This is a genomic window from Alcanivorax sp. DSM 26293 (assembly GCF_900107995.1).
GTDB lineage: Bacteria > Pseudomonadota > Gammaproteobacteria > Pseudomonadales > Alcanivoracaceae > Alcanivorax.
Genome location: NZ_FNUM01000001.1, coordinates 36,826 through 57,269, shown reverse-complemented (window position 1 = coordinate 57,269; position 20,444 = coordinate 36,826). Strand labels below are relative to the sequence as shown.

Annotated in this window: 19 protein-coding genes; 17 read left to right on the top strand and 2 right to left on the bottom strand. The window is 59.7% G+C overall.

From position 1 onward, the window contains the following. The first annotated feature begins 38 nt into the window (after positions 1 to 38). The 8 genes from C4S63_RS00220 to murB all read left to right on the top strand — a co-directional run bounded on the left by C4S63_RS00220 (position 39) and on the right by murB (position 8,554). On the top strand, positions 39 to 2,264 hold the full coding sequence (locus C4S63_RS00220) for a DNA internalization-related competence protein ComEC/Rec2 (protein WP_103916345.1): 2,226 nt from the start codon (positions 39 to 41) through the stop codon (positions 2,262 to 2,264). Between the two features lie 56 nt (positions 2,265 to 2,320). Beyond that, positions 2,321 to 2,950: a MotA/TolQ/ExbB proton channel family protein gene (locus C4S63_RS00215; RefSeq protein WP_062816555.1), complete on the top strand. Its 630-nt coding sequence runs from the start codon at positions 2,321 to 2,323 to the stop codon at positions 2,948 to 2,950. Then, on the top strand, positions 2,947 to 3,372 hold the full coding sequence (locus tag C4S63_RS00210; RefSeq protein WP_062816556.1) for a biopolymer transporter ExbD: 426 nt from the start codon (positions 2,947 to 2,949) through the stop codon (positions 3,370 to 3,372). Before C4S63_RS00215 ends, C4S63_RS00210 begins: the two co-directional genes overlap by 4 nt. Continuing rightward, complete coding sequence (gene msbA / locus C4S63_RS00205) at positions 3,369 to 5,111, top strand: lipid A export permease/ATP-binding protein MsbA (RefSeq protein WP_103916344.1); 1,743 nt, start codon at positions 3,369 to 3,371, stop codon at positions 5,109 to 5,111. The genes C4S63_RS00210 and msbA overlap by 4 nt, the downstream gene beginning before the upstream one ends. Positions 5,112 to 5,118: 7 nt before the next feature. Further along, on the top strand, positions 5,119 to 6,114 hold the full coding sequence (lpxK, locus tag C4S63_RS00200) for a tetraacyldisaccharide 4'-kinase (protein WP_103916343.1): 996 nt from the start codon (positions 5,119 to 5,121) through the stop codon (positions 6,112 to 6,114). A 186-nt stretch (positions 6,115 to 6,300) separates the two neighbouring features. After that, positions 6,301 to 7,059 carry a 3-deoxy-manno-octulosonate cytidylyltransferase gene (gene kdsB / locus C4S63_RS00195; protein WP_103916342.1) on the top strand — a complete coding sequence of 253 codons (759 nt, stop codon included), beginning with the start codon at positions 6,301 to 6,303 and terminating at the stop codon, positions 7,057 to 7,059. Further along, positions 7,056 to 7,529 carry a low molecular weight protein-tyrosine-phosphatase gene (locus tag C4S63_RS00190; RefSeq protein ID WP_197461892.1) on the top strand — a complete coding sequence of 158 codons (474 nt, stop codon included), beginning with the start codon at positions 7,056 to 7,058 and terminating at the stop codon, positions 7,527 to 7,529. Before kdsB ends, C4S63_RS00190 begins: the two co-directional genes overlap by 4 nt. Then, a complete protein-coding gene (murB, locus tag C4S63_RS00185; RefSeq protein WP_062816560.1) occupies positions 7,526 to 8,554 on the top strand; it encodes a UDP-N-acetylmuramate dehydrogenase in 1,029 nt (342 codons plus the stop codon). The genes C4S63_RS00190 and murB overlap by 4 nt, the downstream gene beginning before the upstream one ends. Before the next feature lie 272 nt (positions 8,555 to 8,826). On the opposite strand, the gene rne is transcribed toward murB, so the two are convergent. After that, positions 8,827 to 12,078, bottom strand: coding sequence for a ribonuclease E (gene rne / locus C4S63_RS00180; RefSeq protein ID WP_103916341.1), 3,252 nt, complete (start codon positions 12,076 to 12,078; stop codon positions 8,827 to 8,829). A gap of 736 nt (positions 12,079 to 12,814) precedes the next feature. Between rne and C4S63_RS00175 the strand changes: the two genes are divergently transcribed. Genes C4S63_RS00175 through sppA form a run of 3 tightly spaced genes read left to right on the top strand, consistent with a single transcriptional unit; the run spans position 12,815 to position 15,417 of the window. Further along, entirely contained in the window at positions 12,815 to 13,768 is a 954-nt protein-coding gene (locus C4S63_RS00175) for an RluA family pseudouridine synthase (RefSeq protein WP_062816562.1), read from the top strand. After that, on the top strand, positions 13,765 to 14,442 hold the full coding sequence (locus C4S63_RS00170) for an HAD-IA family hydrolase (protein ID WP_062816563.1): 678 nt from the start codon (positions 13,765 to 13,767) through the stop codon (positions 14,440 to 14,442). Before C4S63_RS00175 ends, C4S63_RS00170 begins: the two co-directional genes overlap by 4 nt. Continuing rightward, on the top strand, positions 14,443 to 15,417 hold the full coding sequence (gene sppA, locus C4S63_RS00165) for a signal peptide peptidase SppA (protein ID WP_103916340.1): 975 nt from the start codon (positions 14,443 to 14,445) through the stop codon (positions 15,415 to 15,417). A gap of 61 nt (positions 15,418 to 15,478) precedes the next feature. Here the strand turns inward: sppA and C4S63_RS00160 are convergent, their stop codons facing one another. Next, the gene (locus tag C4S63_RS00160; RefSeq protein ID WP_103916339.1) at positions 15,479 to 16,069 is read right to left on the bottom strand and encodes a nucleoside triphosphate pyrophosphatase; all 591 of its coding nucleotides are present in this window, start codon (positions 16,067 to 16,069) and stop codon (positions 15,479 to 15,481) included. A 220-nt stretch (positions 16,070 to 16,289) separates the two neighbouring features. Between C4S63_RS00160 and C4S63_RS00155 the strand changes: the two genes are divergently transcribed. The 6 genes from C4S63_RS00155 to acpP all read left to right on the top strand — a co-directional run bounded on the left by C4S63_RS00155 (position 16,290) and on the right by acpP (position 20,413). Then, on the top strand, positions 16,290 to 16,805 hold the full coding sequence (locus tag C4S63_RS00155; protein WP_062816566.1) for a YceD family protein: 516 nt from the start codon (positions 16,290 to 16,292) through the stop codon (positions 16,803 to 16,805). 33 nt (positions 16,806 to 16,838) lie between these two features. Continuing rightward, entirely contained in the window at positions 16,839 to 17,027 is a 189-nt protein-coding gene (gene rpmF / locus C4S63_RS00150; protein WP_035247326.1) for a 50S ribosomal protein L32, read from the top strand. Between the two features lie 186 nt (positions 17,028 to 17,213). Continuing rightward, positions 17,214 to 18,239, top strand: coding sequence for a phosphate acyltransferase PlsX (plsX, locus tag C4S63_RS00145; protein ID WP_062816567.1), 1,026 nt, complete (start codon positions 17,214 to 17,216; stop codon positions 18,237 to 18,239). A 90-nt stretch (positions 18,240 to 18,329) separates the two neighbouring features. Next, positions 18,330 to 19,259 (top strand): ACP S-malonyltransferase, encoded by a 930-nt coding sequence (fabD, locus tag C4S63_RS00140; RefSeq protein ID WP_063508349.1) that lies wholly within the window; start codon positions 18,330 to 18,332, stop codon positions 19,257 to 19,259. 2 nt (positions 19,260 to 19,261) lie between these two features. Beyond that, positions 19,262 to 19,993 carry a 3-oxoacyl-ACP reductase FabG gene (gene fabG, locus C4S63_RS00135; protein WP_103916338.1) on the top strand — a complete coding sequence of 244 codons (732 nt, stop codon included), beginning with the start codon at positions 19,262 to 19,264 and terminating at the stop codon, positions 19,991 to 19,993. Positions 19,994 to 20,179: 186 nt separating this feature from the next. Further along, positions 20,180 to 20,413, top strand: coding sequence for an acyl carrier protein (gene acpP, locus C4S63_RS00130; RefSeq protein WP_035233967.1), 234 nt, complete (start codon positions 20,180 to 20,182; stop codon positions 20,411 to 20,413). Positions 20,414 to 20,444 lie beyond the last annotated feature (31 nt).

The window sequence follows — 20,444 nt, the reverse complement described above, 5'->3', positions numbered from 1 at the left end:
GGGCGTGAAGAGGGCGACGATTATCCACGGGAGCAGGGATGCGATGGTGGGGGTTATCGGCAGCGCTGGCATCCGCATGCTGGTTGGGCATGCTATGGCCGGCAGTGCTGCTGTTCGTTGTGGCCGTTACCGGCTGGCGGCGAGGCAGGCATTGGTTGGTGTGGTTGCCGCTGTTGTGGTGCTACGGCGTGGTGCAGTTGCACAGTGGGTTAGCCGCGAGATTGCCGGAATCCCTGGAGGGGGAAACGCTGAGCGTGCAGGGGCAGGTGGTGGGATTGCCTGCCACGGTCAAGGAGTTCCGTTTCGGTCGCTGGCGTTATCGCCAGACACTGACGCTGGATGTGTGGGCGGCGCCCGCCTGGCCGGGGAGGCATCGTATCCGGGCGAATGCCTATGAACTGCCGGTGCGGGTGAAGGCTGGCCAGCGGTTGGCGTTGACGGTGAAACTGAAAGCGCCCCGAGGGGTGTACAACGCCACCGGGGTGGATGCAGCGCGCCGTGATCTGGCCAGCGGCATTGATGCCAGAGGCACGGTAAAGGCATGGCGCGTGCTGGATGAAGCGGTCGGGCTGGATAGCTGGCGGCAGAGCGGGGCAGAGCGGGTGGCGGAGCAGGTGGCCGAATCACCGGCAGGCAGGGCCATTCTGCCGGCATTGGTGGTGGGCGACCGGTCGCGCCTGTCCCCTGAACTGTGGCAGCAGTTCCAGATAACCGGTGGCGCGCATCTGTTGGCTATCTCCGGGCTACATATTGCCATCGTGGCAGGCTGGTTCTGGTGGTTGGGGCGTTGGTTGTTGGGGCCGCTCCTGCAGCGGCTTTTTCCTGTGTTGGGGGCGTTCACCCTGCAGCAACTGGCATGGGGCCCCGCGTTGCTGGCGGCGCTGGGTTATGCCGCCCTGGCCGGTTTCAGCCTGCCAACCGTCCGGGCTGTGATCATGCTGGCGGTGGTGGCCGGGGCGCAATGTACCCGCGTGGCTGTTCCGCTGTGGAAAAGCCTTGGTATGGCGCTGTTGCTGGTGTTGCTGCTGTTTCCCCTGTCCGCATTGTCCGAGAGCCTGTGGTTATCGTTCGGTGCGGTACTGACCATCGCCGTGTTGTTGACCAGCCATGGCGGGCGCCGCTTGCTGGTGCTGTTGCCGCTGGTCATGGCGTTGGTCGGCGCCATTTTATTCGAGCAATGGTCGGTAAGCGCACCGCTGGCCAATCTGGTACTGATTCCCCTCTATACCTGTCTGGTGGTACCTCTGGCGTTGCTGGGCAGCCTGTTTCAGCAGACCTGGCTTTTGCAGGGGGCGGCCACCGGTACCGAGTTATCGGTGTGGTTGATGGACGCGCTGGCAGCATGGACCGGACACTGGCGGTTGCCACTACCCACGGCGATCAATGGCGCCTTTGCGCTGCTGGCCCTGATCGTGCTGCTGTTACCTTCGTTACCCTTTCCGCGCCGGCTGTTGCCGCTATTGTTGTTGCCCTGGCTGTGCCAGCGCCCGCAGCCATTGCCCGACGGTGAGTGGCAGCTGGTGGCGTTTGATGTGGGCCAGGGTCTGGCGCTGGCGGTTCGCACCCGGGAGCATCTGCTGATTTACGATACCGGGCCATCCTGGCCCGGTGACAGTATGGCCAGACGTATTGTGGTGCCGTGGCTGGCCCGCCAGGGGCTGACACCGGATCGTATCATTATCAGCCATGGCGACAATGATCATGCTGGCGGAGCGGATGCGCTGGCGGGGATGGCACCGGTCCTGAGCGGGGAATCCTCACGGGTGCCGGACAGTCGGCCCTGCCATGCCGGGCAGCAGTGGCAATGGGACGGCGTGGCCTTTTCGTTGCTGTGGCCCCGGCGGGGCGTCAGGCCGGGCAATGAGTCCAGTTGTGTGCTCCATGTGGCCGGTGCCGACCGCTCGTTGTTGATTCCTGGTGATATCGGTAAGCAGAGCGAGTATCGGTTGTTGGGTGAGCTGCCGCCCACGGACTTGCTGGTCGTGCCCCATCATGGCAGTAACAGTAGTACCAGTGCGGCGTTGCTGCGACAGCTGCGGCCCGCCTATGCCCTGGTCAGTGCCGGTTATCGGAATCGGTTTCGTCATCCGCATCCACAGGTACTGCAACGGCTGGGCAATGCCGGTGTCACAGTTCTGCGCACCGACCGGGATGGCATGATTGTGTTTCGCTGGGGTGCCGCTGATAATGTGCCGCTTATAACAACATGGCGCCAATATCGTGAAAGACCCTGGCATCGGCCAGCGGCCTGGCGTTTCTGGTAACCATTAACCCGGCGCGCGCTTTATTGGCGCCGCTGTGAGTGAGGGGAGAAATAAAGGTGCAGGATCTTGTGCAGTCCGGGGGCTGGATGATGCTCCCGATCTTGATCTGTTCGGTGGTGGCTTTGGCCATCGTGGTGGAACGTTTCTGGACACTGCGTCCGAGCAAGCTGGCACCGGCGGATACCTTGCCGCAGGTGCAGACACTGCTCAAGCGGGGTCTGCTCAACGAGGGCAACCTGGTCAAGCTGCGCGACAGCTCACCACTGGGCCGGATTCTGGCCACCGGTCTGGCCAATGCCCGTCATGGTCGTGACATCATGAAGGAAAGCATCCAGGAGAGTGCCACCATCGTGGTCCATGAACTGGAAAAATTTCTCAGCACCCTGGGGTCCATCGCCGCCATTACGCCGCTGCTGGGTTTGCTGGGTACCGTGATCGGCATGATTGATGTCTTTGCCGCCATCATGATGCATGGTACGGGCGATGCGGCCCAACTGGCCGGCGGTATTTCCCAGGCGCTGCTGACCACCGCTGCCGGTCTGGTGGTGGCGATTCCCGCCATTTTCTTCCATCGTTTTTTTGTACGTCGGGTGGAAGAAATCACCATGGAGCTGGAACAGAGCGCGGTGCATGTCGTGGATCTGGTCCATGGCGATCGCGAGGCGGAACCGGGAGGCAAGGCGTGAAATTTCCCCGGCCCAGCCAGGAGGAGATCAGCGTTAATCTGACGCCCCTGATTGATGTGGTGTTCCTGCTGCTGATTTTCTTCATGGTCTCCACCACCTTTGATGACAAGACCCAGTTGTCGATCACCTTGCCGGAGGCTGATGCGGCACCGTTGGCTCAGTCTCCCGAACAGGTGGAGGTGACGATCACCTCTACCGGCGATTATCTGGTCAATGGTGAAAAACTGGCCGCCAGTGACAGCAAGACGCTGCGCATGGCTCTACTGAAACTGGGTCAGGAAAAAACCGACCTTCCGTTGCAAATCTATGCGGATGCCAATGTGGCCTATCAGTCGGTGGTTCGCGTTTATGACGTGGCCGGGCAGCTGGGTTTTGTTAAGCTGTCGCTCACTACTCGCGAATCTCCCAACGAGGCACAATGAGTCAATCCTCTGTGGACGTGTGGCCGACCTACAAGCGGCTGCTCAGTTACGTTCGACCCTACTGGTTCATGCTGGTTATCAGCGTAATCGGCTATGCCCTGTACGCGGCCACACAGGCCGGAGCCGCCCAGCTTGCCGGTTTTCTCGGTGAAACCATTGTCGAGCCTACCGATGCCAAGGTCCTGCTGGTTTCCATCGCGCCCTTGGTGTTGGTGATCTTTCAGGGCCTGGGCCAGTTCATGGGCAGCTACTCCATGAACTGGGTAGCGCAGCAGTTGGTGTATGTGCTGCGCAATGATGTGTTTGGTCATGTGTTGCGATTGCCCCAGTCGGAGTATCACCGCAATGCGTCCGGGCGGATCATGTCGAAAATCATCTTCGACGCCCAGCAGGTTACCAGTGCCGGTACCGATGCCATTATCGTGATTATTCGCGAAGGCTTGACGGTAATCGGCTTGACCGCCTTCCTGCTCTGGCAAAACTGGAAGCTCACCCTGATTCTGGTGGCTGTTGTGCCCTTGATTGCCCTGGTTGTAAATGTGACCAGCAAGCGCTTTCGCAAGATCAGCCGTCGTATCCAGTCCTCCATGGCAAACATCACCCACTTTCTCGGCGAAGCTATCGAGGGCAGTGGTGAGGTGAAAATTTTCGGTGCCCAGGAACAGGAGGCCGATCGTTTTCATGGCGTCAGCCGCAGCTTTGCCAAACAGAATGTGAAGCTCAATGCCAGCAAGATTGCCAGCACGGTGATTGTGCAGTTGTTTGTGGCTGTGGGGATCGGTGCCATCACGTTTCTGTATATCAACCTGATGGGGGAAGACCTGTCCGTCGGCGGCTTCCTGTCCTATATCGCTGCTGCCGGTATGATCCAGAAGCCGCTCAAGCAGCTTACGGATGTGAATGTGAAAGTGCAGCGCGGGGTCACCGGCGCCGCCAGCCTGTTCGAGTTGCTGGATACCGAGCAGGAGGAAGATGCCGGGACCTACGTGTTGCCAGCCAAGGCACGGGGGGATATTGAATTTGACGGCGTCACCTATGGTTATGACCCGGCCCAGCCGGTACTGAGAAATTTGAGCTTCTCTATCAAGTCCGGTGAAACCGTGGCGCTGGTCGGGCGTTCCGGGGCAGGGAAAAGTACCATCAGTGCCATGTTGCCCCGTTTCTTCGATCCGGATCAGGGCCGTATTCTCCTTGATGGTGTGCCGCTGCCCGAAATCCAGCTTGCGGATCTGCGTCATCAGATTGCCATGGTCAGCCAGCGGGTGGTGCTGTTCAACGATACGGTGCGCAACAATATCGCCTATGGTGAGCTTCGCGGCGTGGATGATGCGACGATCGAGCAGGCCGCACGTGACGCCCACGCCTGGCGATTTATTGAGCAGCTGGAGCAGGGGCTTGATACCCGGCTGGGCCAGGATGGGGTTCAGCTTTCGGGAGGGCAGCGTCAGCGTATTGCCATTGCACGGGCGCTGTTGAAAGACGCGCCGATCCTGATTCTGGACGAGGCGACCAGTGCTCTGGACACGGAATCCGAGCACCACATCCAGCAAGCGCTGGAGCAAGTCATGCAGGGCCGTACCACCCTGGTTATCGTTCACGGCCTGTCGACCATCGAGAAGGCGGACCGAATTCTGGTACTGGATCAGGGGCAGCTGATCGAGCAGGGTTCCCATCAGGAGCTGCTGGACAGAAACGGCCTCTACACCCAGTTGTACCGCATGGATTTTGCCGAGGAGTAAGTCGGCCATGGGCTCATTGAGCGAATGGATTCAACAGGGCTGGTACAAGGGCAGCCCCTGGCTGGTGCCGCTGAGACCACTCTCCCTGCTGGTGTCACTGGAAGCCAAGCGCCGGCTGCAACGGTTCCGCAAGCAAAGGCCGTTACCGCCGGTGCCGGTGTTGGTCGTCGGTAATATCACCGTGGGCGGTACCGGCAAGACCCCGTTGGTGATCGCCCTGGTCCAGGCCGCCGTTGCCCGTGGATTGAAGGTGGCAGTGGTATCCCGGGGATTCGGAGGCAAGACGGATCAGTATCCCCGCCAGGTCACGGCGGACAGCAATGCCCTGGAAGTGGGAGACGAGCCGGTGCTCATCGCCCGTCGCACCGGGGTGCCGGTTATTCTGGACCCGGACCGCCGTAACGCTCTGGATGTGGCGATTCGTGAGTACAGCCCGGATCTGGTAATCAGTGACGATGGGCTGCAGCACTATGCCTTGCCCCGCAGCGCTGAGATTGTTGTGGTGGACGGCCAGCGTGGTCTTGGTAATGGACGCTGTTTGCCGGAGGGCCCGTTGCGCGAGCCGGCCACTCGCCTCAAGGAGGTGGATTTCGTGGTCAGCACCGGGGGCGGCTGGAGTGGGGCATACCCCATGATAATGCGCCCTGCAGACATCACCTCCCTGGCCACGGAGGAAACGCTCGATCCCCGGGCATTCCTGCGCAAGCATCCCCAGGTCCATGCGGTGGCCGGTATTGGCAACCCCAAGCGCTTTTTCAATCTGCTTAGTATGCTGGGTCTTGGCACGACTCCTCATGTCTTCCCCGATCATCACGCTTTCCAGCCAGCGGATCTGGCTTTTGCTGATGGGCTGCCCGTACTCATGACGGAGAAGGATGCGGTCAAATGCGCTCCTTTCGCAGAGCCTCACTGGTGGTACCTGCCGGTGACTGCCAGTTTGCCTGAGGGGTTGCTGGAGCAGATGCTGGACCGGGCGCTGGGATTCGATGAAGGAGAGAGTTGAAAGTTTAAAGTTGAAAGTTCAAACGCGAATAGGGTGCTGCGTAACCGGGTTCTTTTCGTGTTTCGCGCTGCAGTCGGTGCGCGGGTGCAGTATTAAAGATTCAACACGGATCCGGCCCGTGCTTTTCAACTTTGAACTTTAAACTTTCAACTCATCCTGAGTAGCTGCAAACAATGAGGTTTTCTGATGAGCTTTTATGTGGTGGTGCCTGCCCGGTACGCATCAACCCGCCTACCGGGTAAACCGCTGGCGGATATTGCCGGCAAACCCATGGTGGTACGAGTCGCCGAGCGCTGCCAGCAGAGTGAGGCGGGGCAGGTCTATGTGGCCACCGATGACAGCCGCATTGCGGCTGCCCTGGACGGACAGGTGCCGGTGGTGATGACCCGGGAGGACCATCCTTCGGGCACCGATCGTCTTCAGGAAGTGGCCGCCACACTGGGATTGGCCGATGACGATATCATCGTCAATGTGCAGGGCGATGAGCCGTTGATACCGCCGTCGGTGATTAACCAGGTAGCCGCCAACCTGGCCGCCAATCCTTCCTGCCAGATGGCCACTCTGTGTGAGCCCATCGATGATGCGGACTCTCTGTTCAACCCCAATGTGGTGAAAGTGGTGTTCGATGACCAGGGTCGAGCCCTGTATTTTTCCCGTGCGCCGATCCCCTGGCATCTCGATGGCTTTGCGGAGGGTGGCAGGGATATCCGCGATGGCCAGTGGTGGCGGCACATCGGCATCTATGCCTATCGGGTGTCTTTCCTTCACCAATATGTCCAGTGGCCGCCAGCCCAGCTGGAACAACTGGAATCCCTGGAGCAGCTGCGAGCCATGGCCAACGGCGTGGCGATCCATGTGGCGCCGGCCACTGAGGTCGTACCCGGCGGGGTGGATACCCCGGCAGATCTGGAGCGGCTGCGAAAACAACTGGGAGGGCAGGTATGACGGTGTCCGTCCTGTTCGTCTGTCTGGGTAATATCTGCCGTTCGCCGACCGCTGAAGCGGTCTTTCGCGAGCGGGTGATCGCCGCCGGGCTGGAGGCGCATATCCGTATCGACAGCGCCGGTACCGGTGACTGGCATATCGGTCGTGCCCCGGATCCCCGCACCCGGGAAGCGGCGGCCCGCCGCGGTTACCAGATGGATACCCTGCGTGCTCGGCAGGTGAGCCCGCAGGACTTCTATGAATTTGATGTGGTATTGGCCATGGACAATACCAATCTGGCGGATCTGCAAGCCATGCAGCCAGCGGATGTGAATGTGACGCTGGGCCGGTTTCTGGATTACTCCACCGCCGCGTCAGTGAAAGAGGTACCGGATCCCTACTATGGCGGCGAGGACGGTTTCGACCGGGTACTGGACCTGATTGAGGGCGGTGCCGACGGTCTGCTGGACGCGTTGCGGGAGCGGCTATGAGCCTGCCGCCGGCACTGATAGAAACGGATGCGGATCTGAGTGCACTGAACACCCTGCGCCTGCCTGCCCGGGCCCGACGTCTGGCCCGGCCGGCCACGCTGGATGCCCTGGAGCAGGTGCTGGCAACGCGGGATCCATCACAGCCGTTACATGTAATCGGTGAAGGCAGCAATCTGGTGATCCAGAATGATTTGCCCGGTCTGACCCTGTGTCCGGCCATGGACGGTATGGCCAGGGTAAAAGAGGATGAACACTGTGTCTGGGTCGCTGCCGGTGCGGGAGTGCACTGGGATGACCTGGTGGGCTGGACGGTGGAGCAGGGCTGGCAGGGACTGGAAAACCTGTCATTGATTCCCGGCACCGCCGGGGCGGCACCTTTCCAGAATATCGGGGCGTATGGGGTAGAGCTGTCGCAAGTGCTGGAGCAGGTGACCGTCATGGAAGTGGCAACCGGTCGGGTGACTCACTTTGCTGCCGAAGAATGTGCGTTCGCCTACCGTGACAGCCGTTTCAAAAGCCGTGATCGCGGCCGTTATGTGATTACCGGCATCGAGCTGCGCCTCAACAAGATACCCGCCTGTAATGTGAGTTATGGTCCCCTGAAAGAATACTTCGGCCATTTACCCAGTGACGAAATATCGCCGGCGTCCGTGCGCGAGCGAGTGATTGCCGTGCGTCAGAGTAAATTGCCTGACCCGGCGGTACTGGCCAATGCGGGCAGCTTTTTCAAAAATCCGGTGGTCACTGCCAGCAAGGCGGGGCAACTGAAAAAGAGCTTCCCGGGCCTGGTGGGCTATGAGCAGCCCGAGGGCATCAAGCTGGCTGCCGGTTGGCTGATAGAACAGGCCGGTTGGAAGGGCCGCAGGTTGGGTCCAGTCGGTATGCATATTGAGCAAGCCCTGGTGCTGGTCAACCATGGCGGCGCGACCAGCGATGATGTGCTGGCACTGGCCTCTGCCGTGCGTCGTGATGTGTGGGAGCGCTTCGGCGTCAGCCTGGAGCAGGAGCCGGTCCTGCTGCCGTAATAGCGGAGCTGTACGAACGAGAGCGCATAGGTGCTTGCGCGTGAAGAGTTCGGCGGCAAGGCGCCTTTTACAAACGAACCTCGGACGCTGAATCCCTCACCGTTATCACAGGTTGCGTAGGGTGCACTGAGCCTAAGGCGAACTGCACCATTCAAACGCTGGATCGGTGCAGTTCGCCTTAGGCTCAGTGCACCCTACGTTTTGGAAAGCACCCATAAAAAAAGCCCCGCTCAAAAGAGCGGGGCTTTTTTATAGTGAAGAGTCCGCTTACCTCAGGATTCCGAGGAAGCATCCTCTTCTGCGGCTTTGGCGGCGGCCGCTTCGGCCTGTTGCTGCCGACGACGCTGGCGCGGGTCATTGCTGGCCCGGCCCATTTCTGCGGCGGCGGGCTTGGCTTCGGCGCGTACCGCTTTCACCTCGGTGGCCCGGCTGGGGAGCGCATTGGCTTCCGGCTCGGGGGCCGCCTTCGGCTTCTCCGCTTCACGGGGAGCCGGCGCAGTGCGCTGGTAGCCCGGCTGGCGCGGATCATTGCTGGCGCGGACCGTCGTATCGCCTTCGGCCGGGCTCTTTTCTGCCACCGGTTCGCTGGCGGCAGGCTTGTCTTCCGCCTGAACCGGGGCCTCTGCAGCGGGCGCCTGGTCAGGCGTTTCTGCTTTGGCCGTGTCCTGGGCTTGTGGCGCAGCTTGCTCAGGGGCTTTGGCAGCAGCCGGTTGCGGTGCAGCGGCGGGCTGCTCAGCGTTGGGCGCGGCCGCTTTCGGCGTTTCGGCCTGGGACGCTTCCGCTTCCTGGGCAGGTTTCTCCGCAGCAGGCGCGGGCGCTACCGGTTTTTCGGCCGGTTTCTCGGGCGCTTCAGCGTGCGGTTTCGCTTCAGCCTTCACTGGCGGCTCGGCGTTTACCGGCTGCTTGGGCTGGGTGTCTGCTTGCGGCTTTTCCGCAACCGGAGCCGGGGTGGCAGCTTGCTCAGCGGGTTGTGCCTCGGCGTCTGTCTCTACCTTTTCGGTTTTGGCCGTTTCCTGAGGCTGTGCCGGCTTGGCCGCGCGTTCACTTTCGGCTTTCTCCGTTTTCTCCACCTTGCTGGCTGCCTGAGGCTGCGCACTGGCAGTGGGTTCCTGTGCCGGAACCAGCTTCGCCGGCGGATGGCCTTCATCGTCCTGCTCCGCTGCCGGGGCAGGGGAGCGGGTCGGTTGCGGCTTGTCGCCCTGCTTCACGTTGCGGGCCGGCTGAGCCTGCTGGGGCTTCTGCTCGCCAGCAGGCTTGTCGCCACTGGCTGCAGTTTTTGCAGGACGCTGGCGTTCGCGCAGGGGACGGTCATCCTTGGCATCGTTGCGACGGGGTGCCTTGGGCCCCTTGCTGTCACTGCTGCCTTCGGTGTTGTCCTGCTGCTGGGGCTTCTTGTTGCGTGGCTTGTTACCGCCGTCGCTCTTGTCGCCCTTGTGGTCATTGCGGCCTTCATTGTTACGACCGTCGTTACGGTTGTCGCCGCCACGGTTGTCGTTGCGGTTACGACGGTTGTCGTTACGGCCGCGACGTTCGTTGCGATTGTCGTCCTTGTTGTCGCCGGAGCGGTCTGCGGAACGGTTGTCCGACTGGCGGTTATCGTTCTTGCGATTGCCCCCGTCCTTGTCGTTCTGGCGTTTGTTGCGCGGATTGCGATTATCACTGTCGCCACCCTTGCCACCGCTCTTGCCAGCATCCTGCTTGTTTCGGTTGTCGTTACGGTTGCGATTGTTGCCGCCGCGACCGCCGCGGGAGTGTTGCTGGCGCGGGTTACCCTTGCCCTGGGGCTGGGGTTTCTTGACCTTGGCCGGCTTGGGCTCGCTGGTAAAGATCTGCGCCAGCCAGGTGAAGAAGCGGGCCAGGATACCCAGATTTTCTTTTGCGGTAGCCGCCGGTGCCGGAGCCGGCTTCGGCGCTGGCGGGGCGGTATCCGGCGCCATCAGTTTGACCGCCGGCTCCTGGGTCTTGATTTCCGTATCCTGGGCGGAAGCGATATCCGCATCCTTGTTTCCTTCCAGCAGCTCCATCTCATGGCTTGGCTGGGCGGTGGTCTGGTCATCGCGAATCCGTTCCACCTCGAAATGCGGGGTTTCCAGATTCTGGTTGGGGATGATGACCACACGAACGTTATGTGCATCTTCAATGGCGCGCAGGGGTTCGCGCTTTTCGTTCAACAGGTAGGTGGCCACGGCCACCGGTACCTGGGCCTGGATCTCGCCGGTGCGCTCCTTCATGACCTCTTCTTCGATCAGGCGAAGGATGCTCAGCGCCAGGGATTTCACGTCACGGATATGGCCCTGTCCGTTACAGCGCGGGCAGACAATGCTGGAGGTTTCACCCAGGCTCGGCCGCAGCCGCTGTCGGGACAGCTCAAGCAGGCCAAAGCGCGAGATGCGACCCAGCTGGATACGGGCCCGGTCAGCCTCAAGGGCATCGCGCATGCGGTTTTCCACATCCCGCTGGTTGCGTGCCGGCCCCATGTCGATGAAGTCCACCACGATCAGGCCGCCGATATCACGCAGGCGCAACTGGCGGGCGATTTCATCCGCCGCTTCCAGGTTGGTGTTCAGGGCGGTTTCCTCGATGTCCGCGCCCTTGGTGGCCCGGGAGGAGTTGATATCGATGGATACCAGCGCTTCGGTGGGATCGATGACAATGGAACCACCGGACGGCAGTTTCACTTCACGCTCGAAGGCGGTCTCGATCTGGGATTCGATCTGGAAGCGGGAAAAGAGCGGGGTCTCATCGCTGTACAGCTTGATCTTGTGCTGGAAGTCCTGCATGACCTGCTGCACGAAGCCCTGGGCCTCGTCGTAGACTTTTTTGGAGTCGATCAGGACTTCGCCAATGTCCTTGCGCAGATAATCGCGAATGGCGCGGATGATGACGTTGGATTCCTGGTAGATCAGGAAGGGCGCCTTGCGTTCCCGGGAGGCATCATCAATGGAATTCCACAGCTTCAGCAGGTAGTTCAGGTCCCACTGCAGTTCTTCGGCGCTACGGCCCAGCCCTGCGGTGCGAACAATGACCCCCATTTCATCGGGGATGGTCAGCGCGCCCAGGGCTTCCTTGAGCTGCTGGCGTTCCTCACCCTCAATGCGACGGGAAATACCGCCGGCCCGGGGGTTGTTGGGCATCAGTACCAGATAGCGGCCGGCCAGGCTGATGAAGGTGGTAAGGGCGGCGCCTTTATTGCCGCGCTCTTCCTTGGCCACCTGGATAATGACTTCCTGGCCTTCCTTGATGACTTCCTTGATGTTGATGCGACCCTGGATATCTTTCGGGTCTTTCTGGAAGTACTGGCGGGAGATTTCCTTGAGAGGGAGAAAACCGTGGCGTTCAGCGCCGAAGTCCACGAAGGCGGCTTCCAGGGAGGGTTCTACCCGGGTGATCTTGCCTTTGTAGATATTGGCCTTTTTCTGTTCGCGGGTTCTGTGTTCGATATCCAGGTCATACAGCCGTTGGCCGTCGACCAGTGCCACCCGAACCTCTTCAGGGTGAGTGGCGTTAATAAGCATACGTTTCATGGTGCTACCACAAGGTTGTGGTGGCATGAGGCAGGGCCGGAATGTAACCGGTAGCAGACCAGGGGGAGTGCTGGCAGGCTTGTCACGGGCAGGGCGCACGCTGGGCGTGTTTGATCGCTTTCCTGGGTGATGATTGTGCCTGAGTCAGCGGCTCTCCGAGTTGTGTGCAATGTTTAGTGCGTAATCGTACTGGCAAGTGGCCAGTCTATAATGCTTCACGCGATTGCCGTGGTTAGCGTCACACAGCAATGTGTAAACTCTTGTCTGTCTGTTTTCCAGGTCGTTTGACCGGCGCTGCAGCCACCATCGTTAATGTTCAGGGTCCGTCATCGGACGCTGTTTAAATGGGTTCATCTGCAGCGTTTGCCCACACTGCATTCTGCGAATGGGCTATAACGCTTGTTGTAAACCTGAGGCGGGCTCTGTCTTCTCGGCTATGCCGGAGCGGGCCGGACGGCGAATGTTCGCTGCGCGTCGCCGTCGCCTATATTCAGGTCGACGCTTGACTATAGCAGCAAAAGCCAAGGGGGATCAATCAGATAGGAACAGTGCAGTGAATAGTTAATCGTTAACAGTTAATAGCTTCGCGATATCGATTCTGTGTTGTTGATAGGTGTATGCGCGCGCTTGGGAGTTGGGCGCGAGCTGGCGGCATTTTTGGTGAGAATGCACTTTTGCGCGCAACTATTCACTGTTAACTGTTCACTATTAACTGCTTTTCTATAGAATCGCCGCCATGTCAGACGAGACCCCCGCAGCGGATCGTGTCAGCTTCGTGACCATCGACGAAGGCCGTCACGGTCAACGCCTGGACAATTTCCTCTTCACCCACCTCAAAGGGGTGCCCAAATCCCGTGTCTACCGGATTATCCGCTCCGGGGAGGTGCGGGTGAATAAAGGGCGTGCCAAACAGACTACCCGGCTGGCCAGTGGTGATGTGGTGCGTATCCCTCCTATCCGTACCAGTGAATCCGAGGCGCCACCGGTGGTCAGCAGCGGACTTACCGAGCGGCTCAGCCGTGCCTGCGTCTATGAGGATGACCAGCTTTTCGTTTTCAACAAGCCCGCGGGGCTGGCCGTGCATGGCGGCAGTGGGGTGAGCCTGGGGCTGATTGAGGCCCTGAGGGTCATTTACCCCCAGGAAAAGGAAATGGAACTGGTACACCGACTGGATCGGGATACCAGCGGCCTGATCATGGTGGCCCGCAAGCGTGCCTTTCTGCGCAAGCTGCAGCGACTGATGCAGGCCGGTCAGGTAGAGAAACGCTACTGGCTGCTCTGTCAGGGGTTCAAGGGCAAGGAGCGGACCCTGGAGGCGCCTCTGCTGAAAATGCAGAACGGCAACGAGCGAATCGTCCGGGTGTCACGGGAAGGCAAAGCCTCGGTGACCCATTTTCGCATGCTGGAGCGGCTGGCGGACGCACAGTTGGTAGAAGCCACCCTGGAAACCGGGCGCACACACCAGATTCGCGTGCACAGCCAGTTTGGCGGGTTCCCTCTGCTGGGGGATGACAAATACGGCACGGACAAAGGCGCCGCGTTGCTGGCCAGCATCGGTCACAAACGGCTGTGCCTGCATGCCCGGACCCTGGTTTTTCCACACCCGAATACCGGCAAGACGGTTTCCCTCACCGCGCCGCTGGATGAGGATTTCGAGGCCATCCTGACCGCCCTGCGAGGTGCCCGGTGAATTATGATCTGGTGATCTTTGACTGGGATGGCACGGTGATGGACTCCACCGGGCGTATCGTCAGCTGTATGCAGCTTGCGGCGGGGGATCTGGGGTTGCCTTCACTGCCCGATGAAGTGGTGCGCAGCATTATCGGACTGGGGCTGCCGGAGGCAATCGGGACCCTGTACCCGGTGCTGGACGGCGGTGGCATCGAATCCATGCGCGAGCGCTATGCATTCCACTTTATTGCCGCAGAGGCGACCCCCAGCGCGCTCTATCCCGGTGCCGAATCGTTATTGACCGAACTGCGGGATACCGGGCTGAAGCTGGCGGTCGCCACAGGCAAAAGCCGCAAGGGGTTGCAGCGGGTATGGGGCAATACCGGGCTGGATCGTTACTTCCATGCCTCCCGTTGCGCCGATGAAAGTCATTCCAAGCCCCATCCCGCCATGGTGCTGGAGTTGCTCGAAGAGCTGGCGGTGCCGGCACAGAGGGCGATTGTTGTGGGTGACACCACGTTTGATCTGGAGATGGCTCGTGCCGCCGGTGTTGATCGTGTTGCGGTCAGTTACGGTGCCCACCCGGTGGAGAAGCTATTGCCTTGTGAGCCTCTGGCTGTCATTGATAGATTGCACCATCTGCTGCCTGTACTGGGTTTGGCAGCCACTGAACTGGTTACGGAGAGTCTGTAAATGGAAAATCAGCCCCCATCTTCCCGTCCCGGGAATGAGCGAGAGTGGAAACTCATCGAGAAATTGCTGGGCCAGGCCCAGGACGAGCACCGCAAATCCCGTCGCTGGGGTATTTTCTTCAAGATTCTCACTTTCGTTTACCTTTTCGTGCTGCTTTTCGTCATGTTGCCGGGCAAAACCGGGGAAAGCATGACAGTCACCGAGGAGCATGTGGGGTTCGTTAACGTCTCCGGCGTGATTGCCCCGGATCAGGATGCCAGTGCGGATATGATTGTCTCCGGCCTGACGCGGGCTTTCGAAGCGGAAAACGCCAAAGCTATCGTCCTCAAGATCAATAGCCCGGGCGGCTCCCCGGTGCAGTCCAACCAGGTTTACAACGCGATCAAGCGGCTGCGTGCCGAGTACCCGGAGAAGAAGGTGTACGCCGCCATTACCGATCTCGGTGCCTCTGGTGCCTATTATATTGCCTCTGCCGCGGATGAAATTTATGCGGATCCCGCCAGTATCGTGGGGTCCATCGGTGTGATTATGGCCGGTTTCGGTTTCCAGGAAGCTGCGGACAAGCTGGGTGTGGAGCGCCGTGTGCTCACCGCAGGAGAAAACAAGGCAGTAATGGATCCGTTTTCCCCGATCAGTGCGGATGATCGAGAGCATATGCAGACGATGCTGGATGAGATCCATCAGCAGTTTATTACCGCCGTGAAGAATGGCCGAGGCGATCGTCTCAAGGCAGATACCCATCCGGAGATTTTCTCTGGCCTGTTCTGGACCGGTGAGAAAGCGCTGGATCTGGGGTTGGTGGATGGCCTGAAAAGCCCCGGTGACGTGGCCCGGGATGTGGTCAATCTGGAAGAGATGGTGAACTACAGCGTCAGCCGCTCGCCCCTGGAAGAGTTCGTGCGTCGTTTCGGTGTTTCCATCGGCGAAGGTGTCGCCAAGACGCTGGGCCTGTTGGCGGCTCCGGAAATTCGCTGAAAGAGCGCCGCCAGCTGGCGGGTTCCGGAGGCCGCATTGCTCCGGAACCCGCGCCATTCCTTTATAGAGGCAGAGAGAGTCCTTCCGCTGCCAGGAATTCCGTCAACAGAATCAACGGCAGGCCCACCAGGGTATTGGGGTCGCGGCCTTCCATTGCCTTGAACAGGACGATGCCCAGTCCCTCGGATTTGAAGCTGCCGGCGCAATTGAGAGGTTGTTCTGCGTCCACATAGCGCTCGATCTGTTCCGGGCGCAGAGTGCGAAACTGCACGTGAAAAGGGTCGCAGGCCACCTGGCTTCGTCCGGTGGCGGTATTGAGCAGGCACAGGCCGGTAAGAAAAGTGACCCTCTGGCCGCTGGCTGACGTCAGCTGATCGATGGCCTTTTCCCGTGTGCCGGGTTTGCCCAGCACCTGATCGCCGATCACGGCGACCTGGTCAGAACCGATAATCAGTGTATTCGGGTGGTCACCGGCCAGGGCCGAGGCCTTGTTCAGGGCCAGGCGCATCACCATTTCACGGGGAGATTCGCCCGCCAGGGGGGATTCATCGATATCCGGGCTCTGGTGGATAAAATCCAGACCTAACTTGTCCAATAACTGGCGACGGAAAGGTGAGGATGAGGCAAGTAACAGGGCAGGGGTGTCGGTCATGATAATCTCCGCTTCAGGCGCGGCAGAGTGTAGTGATTTTCCCGGGATGGAAGAAGGGCTGTAGGCCGTTAAACCGGGTAAAATGACCCGCCTGGGCCGGATTTCTGCCTCCAGACCGGTAATCTTTTTGCCGGTTACAAAAAACTCTTTTCACGTCAGTAGCTTAGCTGGCCACATTAACTTTGACAGGCGGGCCTTGCGGCCCTAGAATTGCGCGCTTATGTTTTCAGGGCAACTGCCACAGTTCCTCGATCCCCGCAAATACGCGGATCAGGGTCGCGTCGTTGAGGGCCAGCTCACCGTTGGAGACCTGCCTCGCCTGCAGGAATACCACGAAAGTCTGGACCAGCCGGTAGCAATATCACTGGCGTTCGGTCGTGATGAAGAGGGGCATCGGCGTATCGAGGGCGAGGTTAGCACGAAACTGGTGCTGCCATGCCAGCGCTGCCTGGAGCCAGTGACCTGTGACGTACAGGCGACCATCAATGTGGCGCTGGTATGGAATGAGGATCAGGCCAAGGCGTTGCCGGAGCGACTGGACCCCTGGCTGGTTGGTGAGGAGCCCATGGTGCTCACCGATCTGCTTGAAGAGGAATTGTTGCTGGCCATGCCGTTGGTGGCACTGCATGACTCTTGCCCGACAGCTTTACCGCACGAGAGCGGTAAACCTGAGAAACAGGAAAACGCGGATAACCCTTTTGCCGTGCTGGCCAAATTAAAAGGTCAAGGCAAGTAAATTCAGGCTGAATAAACGCCCGAGGAGTTCGAAATGGCTGTTCAGAAGAACCGTAAAACCCGTTCCAAGCGCGGCATGCGCCGTTCTCACGACGCGCTGACTTCTGCCGCGCTGACCGAAGATACCAACACCGGTGAAGTTCACCGTCGTCACCACATTTCTCCGGACGGCATGTACCGTGGCCGCCAGGTGATTCGTCAGGTTGAGACCGACGACGAATAAGTGACGCGGGAGCCAGGGGCTCCCGTTTTGCTGTGTGCCTGCACCTGTAAAGGCACCATGAAATCCTCCTTCGGGAGGATTTTTTGTAAGTGGTCATTTTTGTAAGCGAATAAGAAGTCACCATGTTTCCATGGGCGGAAATTTGTCAGAATGTCCGCCGCTGAATTGATAACAAGGAAACAGCCCATGTCGGTTGTGACGTTGGCGGTGGATGCCATGGGGGGAGATCACGGTCTGGCCGTGACAGTGCCTGCTGTGGCAACAATGCTTTCCCGCCAGGAACATCTGCACATTATTCTCGTTGGCCAGCCGGAACCGCTGGCTGACGCCATCAAAAAGGCCGGCCTTGATGGCCATCCCCGGGTGACGGTCCAGCCTGCCAGCGAACTGGTGGCCATGGATGATCCGGTGGCCGTGGCCCTGCGCCAGAAAAAAGACTCTTCCATGCGGGTGGCCATCAACATGGTCAAGGAAGGGCGTGCCCAGGCGGCGATCAGTGCCGGTAATACCGGCGCACTCATGGCCGTGAGCCGCTTTGTACTGAAAACCCTCCCTGGGGTGGATCGACCCGCCATCTGCACCGCCATTCCCACTGTCTCCGGTCACTGTCATATGCTGGACCTGGGCGCCAATGTGGATTCCGAGCCAGAGCACCTGTTGCAGTTTGCCCTCATGGGACAAGCCCTGGTCAATGCGGTGGATGGGGTACGCCATCCCCGGGTGGCCCTGCTCAATATCGGTGAGGAAGATATCAAGGGCAACGAGCAGATCAAGGACGCCGCTGCGCTGTTGCGGGATGCGCCAAACATCAATTACGCCGGCTTTATTGAAGGGGATGGCATCTTCGCCGGTGAGGCCGACGTGGTGGTCTGCGACGGTTTTGTGGGCAATGTGTCGCTCAAGACCATGGAAGGCGTGGCCAAGATGCTCAAGAACATGATCCGCGAGGAAGCGGAGCGTTCCTGGTTGCGCAAGCTTTCCGCCTTGCTGGCACTGCCGGTGTTCCGTGGCTTGAAATCGCGCATGGACCCGGACCGTTACAATGGCGCCAGCCTGGTTGGCCTGCGCGGCGTGGTGGTGAAAAGCCACGGCGGTACCACGGTGGAAGGCTTCACCAGCGCCCTGGAAGTGGCCGAAGTGGAAGCGCGCCGCAATGTGCCGGCGCTGATCCGCGATGCCCTGGCACCTGCGAGCAGCGGCACCGACGCCTGAAACAGTACATTAATACTTTGTTGCAGGGTGAGCCGGACAGCTAACGGCAAAGCCGGCATACTGCGACCTGCACTTTCAAGGGGATAGTGAATGTCCAAAACTGCTTTTATTTTTCCCGGTCAGGGCTCCCAGAGCCTTGGCATGCTTGCTGACTTTGCCGACCGCCCGGCGGTAAAGCAGACCTTCCAGGAAGCCTCCGGCGCCCTTGGCCTGGATATCTGGGCTCTCTGCCAGGAAGGCCCCCAGGACGCCCTGAACCAGACCGAAAATACCCAGCCCCTGTTGCTCACTGCCGGGGTGGCCCTGTGGCGGCTTTGGGAACAGAGCGGCGGCCCGCGCCCGAATCTGCTTGCCGGTCACAGCCTGGGTGAGTACACCGCGCTGACCTGTGCGGGTGTGATCAACCTGGGTGATGCCGTACGTCTGGTCCGTACCCGTGGACAGCTGATGCAGCAGGCCGTGGCCGAAGGAGAAGGCAAGATGGCGGCGGTGCTGGGTCTGGATGATGAACAGGTGCGTGCGGCCTGTGCCCAGGCGGCGGAAGGTGACGTGGTGGAAGCGGTAAACTTCAATGCGCCCGGTCAGGTAGTGATCGCCGGCTCCGCAGCAGCCGTGGAGCGCGCCATCTTCGCCTGCAAGGAAGCGGGTGCCAAGCGTGCCATGCCTCTGCCGGTCAGTGTGCCGTCCCACTGTGCGTTGATGAAACCGGCGGCGGACAAGCTGGCCGAAACGCTCAATGCCACCAATTTTCATGCTGCGGAAATGCCCGTGATCAATAATGTGGATGTGGCCATGGAAACCGCGCCGGAGCAGATCCGTGACGCGCTGATCCGCCAGCTCTATTCGCCAGTACGTTGGGTGGAAACCATTCAGGCGTTGAAAGAGCAGGGTGTGAGCCACGTTTATGAATGTGGTCCCGGCAAGGTGCTCAGTGGTCTGATCAAACGGATTGACCGGGACATTGCTGCCCGGCCGCTGGAAAACGGAGAGGCCTTCGAGGCCGCTCTGAAAGGAGAATAAGGATGTCAGAAAAGAAAATCGCGCTGGTTACCGGTGCCAGTCGCGGTATCGGTCGCGCCATTGCCGAGCAGCTGGTAGCAGATGGCTTTTTCGTGGTTGGCACAGCCACTTCCGAAAAAGGGGCTGCGGCTATCGGTGAAGCGCTGGGCGCCAACGGTGCCGGCAAGGTGCTGAACGTGACCGACAAGGAATCTGTTGCCAGCACGGTAAAGAGCATCAATGATGAGTTTGGTGCACCGTTGGTGCTGGTGAATAATGCAGGGATTACCCGCGACAACATCATGCTGCGCATGAAAGATGACGAGTGGGAAGATGTCATCGATACCAACCTCAATTCCCTGTACCGGGTCAGCAAGGCCTGCCTCAAAGGCATGACCAAGGCGCGCTGGGGTCGCATTATCAATATCAGCTCCGTGGTCGGGACCATGGGCAACGCGGGCCAGGCGAACTATGCCGCTGCCAAGGGCGGGGTAGAAGGTTTCACCCGCGCATTGGCGCGGGAGCTTGGCTCACGTAACATCACAGTGAATTCCGTGGCGCCGGGCTTTATCCAGACGGACATGACGGAGGCCTTGCCAGAGGCGCAGAAGGACGCACTTCTGGCGGGTATTCCGCTGGCTCGTCTGGGGCAACCCGGTGAGATTGCCAGCGCGGTTGGCTGGCTTGCCAGTGACGGTGGCGGTTACGTCACCGGGACCACTTTGCATGTCAATGGCGGCATGTTTACCGGATAGCCCAATAAGTGGGCACCGGAGGGTTTCTGGAAAAGCGGTCTAATACACTGTTTTTACAGAAGAAAATATTTGGAAAAACTTGAAGTTGCAGCACTGGCTCGGTTGGGTTGCAAGCGCAAACAGCGTTCACCTAGAATAGCCGCTGACAGGTGCTAGCACACCATTAATCAGGAGAGTTATAGGATCATGAGCAGCATCGAAGAACGCGTACAGAAAATCATCGTTGAACAACTGGGTGTTAAGCCGGAAGACGTAAAATCAGAAGCGTCCTTCGTTGAAGATCTGGGTGCCGACTCCCTGGACACCGTTGAGCTGGTGATGGCCCTGGAAGAAGAGTTTGAAACTGAAATTCCTGACGAAGAAGCTGAGAAGATCAGCACCGTTCAGTCTGCTGTGGATTACATCAAGGCTCACAGCTGATTTCAGTCGTTCAGGCAGTATCAAGAAAGCC

Coding starts and splice junctions, on each gene's coding strand:
- C4S63_RS00190 (WP_197461892.1), top strand. CDS start 7,056: ATGACGGTGTCCGTCCTGTTCGTCTGTCTGGGTAATATCTGCCGTTCG.
- msbA (WP_103916344.1), top strand. CDS start 3,369: ATGAGTCAATCCTCTGTGGACGTGTGGCCGACCTACAAGCGGCTGCTC.
- fabD (WP_063508349.1), top strand. CDS start 18,330: ATGTCCAAAACTGCTTTTATTTTTCCCGGTCAGGGCTCCCAGAGCCTT.
- sppA (WP_103916340.1), top strand. CDS start 14,443: ATGGAAAATCAGCCCCCATCTTCCCGTCCCGGGAATGAGCGAGAGTGG.
- lpxK (WP_103916343.1), top strand. CDS start 5,119: ATGGGCTCATTGAGCGAATGGATTCAACAGGGCTGGTACAAGGGCAGC.
- C4S63_RS00160 (WP_103916339.1), bottom strand. CDS start 16,069: ATGACCGACACCCCTGCCCTGTTACTTGCCTCATCCTCACCTTTCCGT.
- acpP (WP_035233967.1), top strand. CDS start 20,180: ATGAGCAGCATCGAAGAACGCGTACAGAAAATCATCGTTGAACAACTG.
- rpmF (WP_035247326.1), top strand. CDS start 16,839: ATGGCTGTTCAGAAGAACCGTAAAACCCGTTCCAAGCGCGGCATGCGC.
- fabG (WP_103916338.1), top strand. CDS start 19,262: ATGTCAGAAAAGAAAATCGCGCTGGTTACCGGTGCCAGTCGCGGTATC.
- C4S63_RS00220 (WP_103916345.1), top strand. CDS start 39: ATGCGATGGTGGGGGTTATCGGCAGCGCTGGCATCCGCATGCTGGTTG.
- C4S63_RS00175 (WP_062816562.1), top strand. CDS start 12,815: ATGTCAGACGAGACCCCCGCAGCGGATCGTGTCAGCTTCGTGACCATC.
- rne (WP_103916341.1), bottom strand. CDS start 12,078: ATGAAACGTATGCTTATTAACGCCACTCACCCTGAAGAGGTTCGGGTG.
- C4S63_RS00155 (WP_062816566.1), top strand. CDS start 16,290: ATGTTTTCAGGGCAACTGCCACAGTTCCTCGATCCCCGCAAATACGCG.
- kdsB (WP_103916342.1), top strand. CDS start 6,301: ATGAGCTTTTATGTGGTGGTGCCTGCCCGGTACGCATCAACCCGCCTA.
- plsX (WP_062816567.1), top strand. CDS start 17,214: ATGTCGGTTGTGACGTTGGCGGTGGATGCCATGGGGGGAGATCACGGT.
- murB (WP_062816560.1), top strand. CDS start 7,526: ATGAGCCTGCCGCCGGCACTGATAGAAACGGATGCGGATCTGAGTGCA.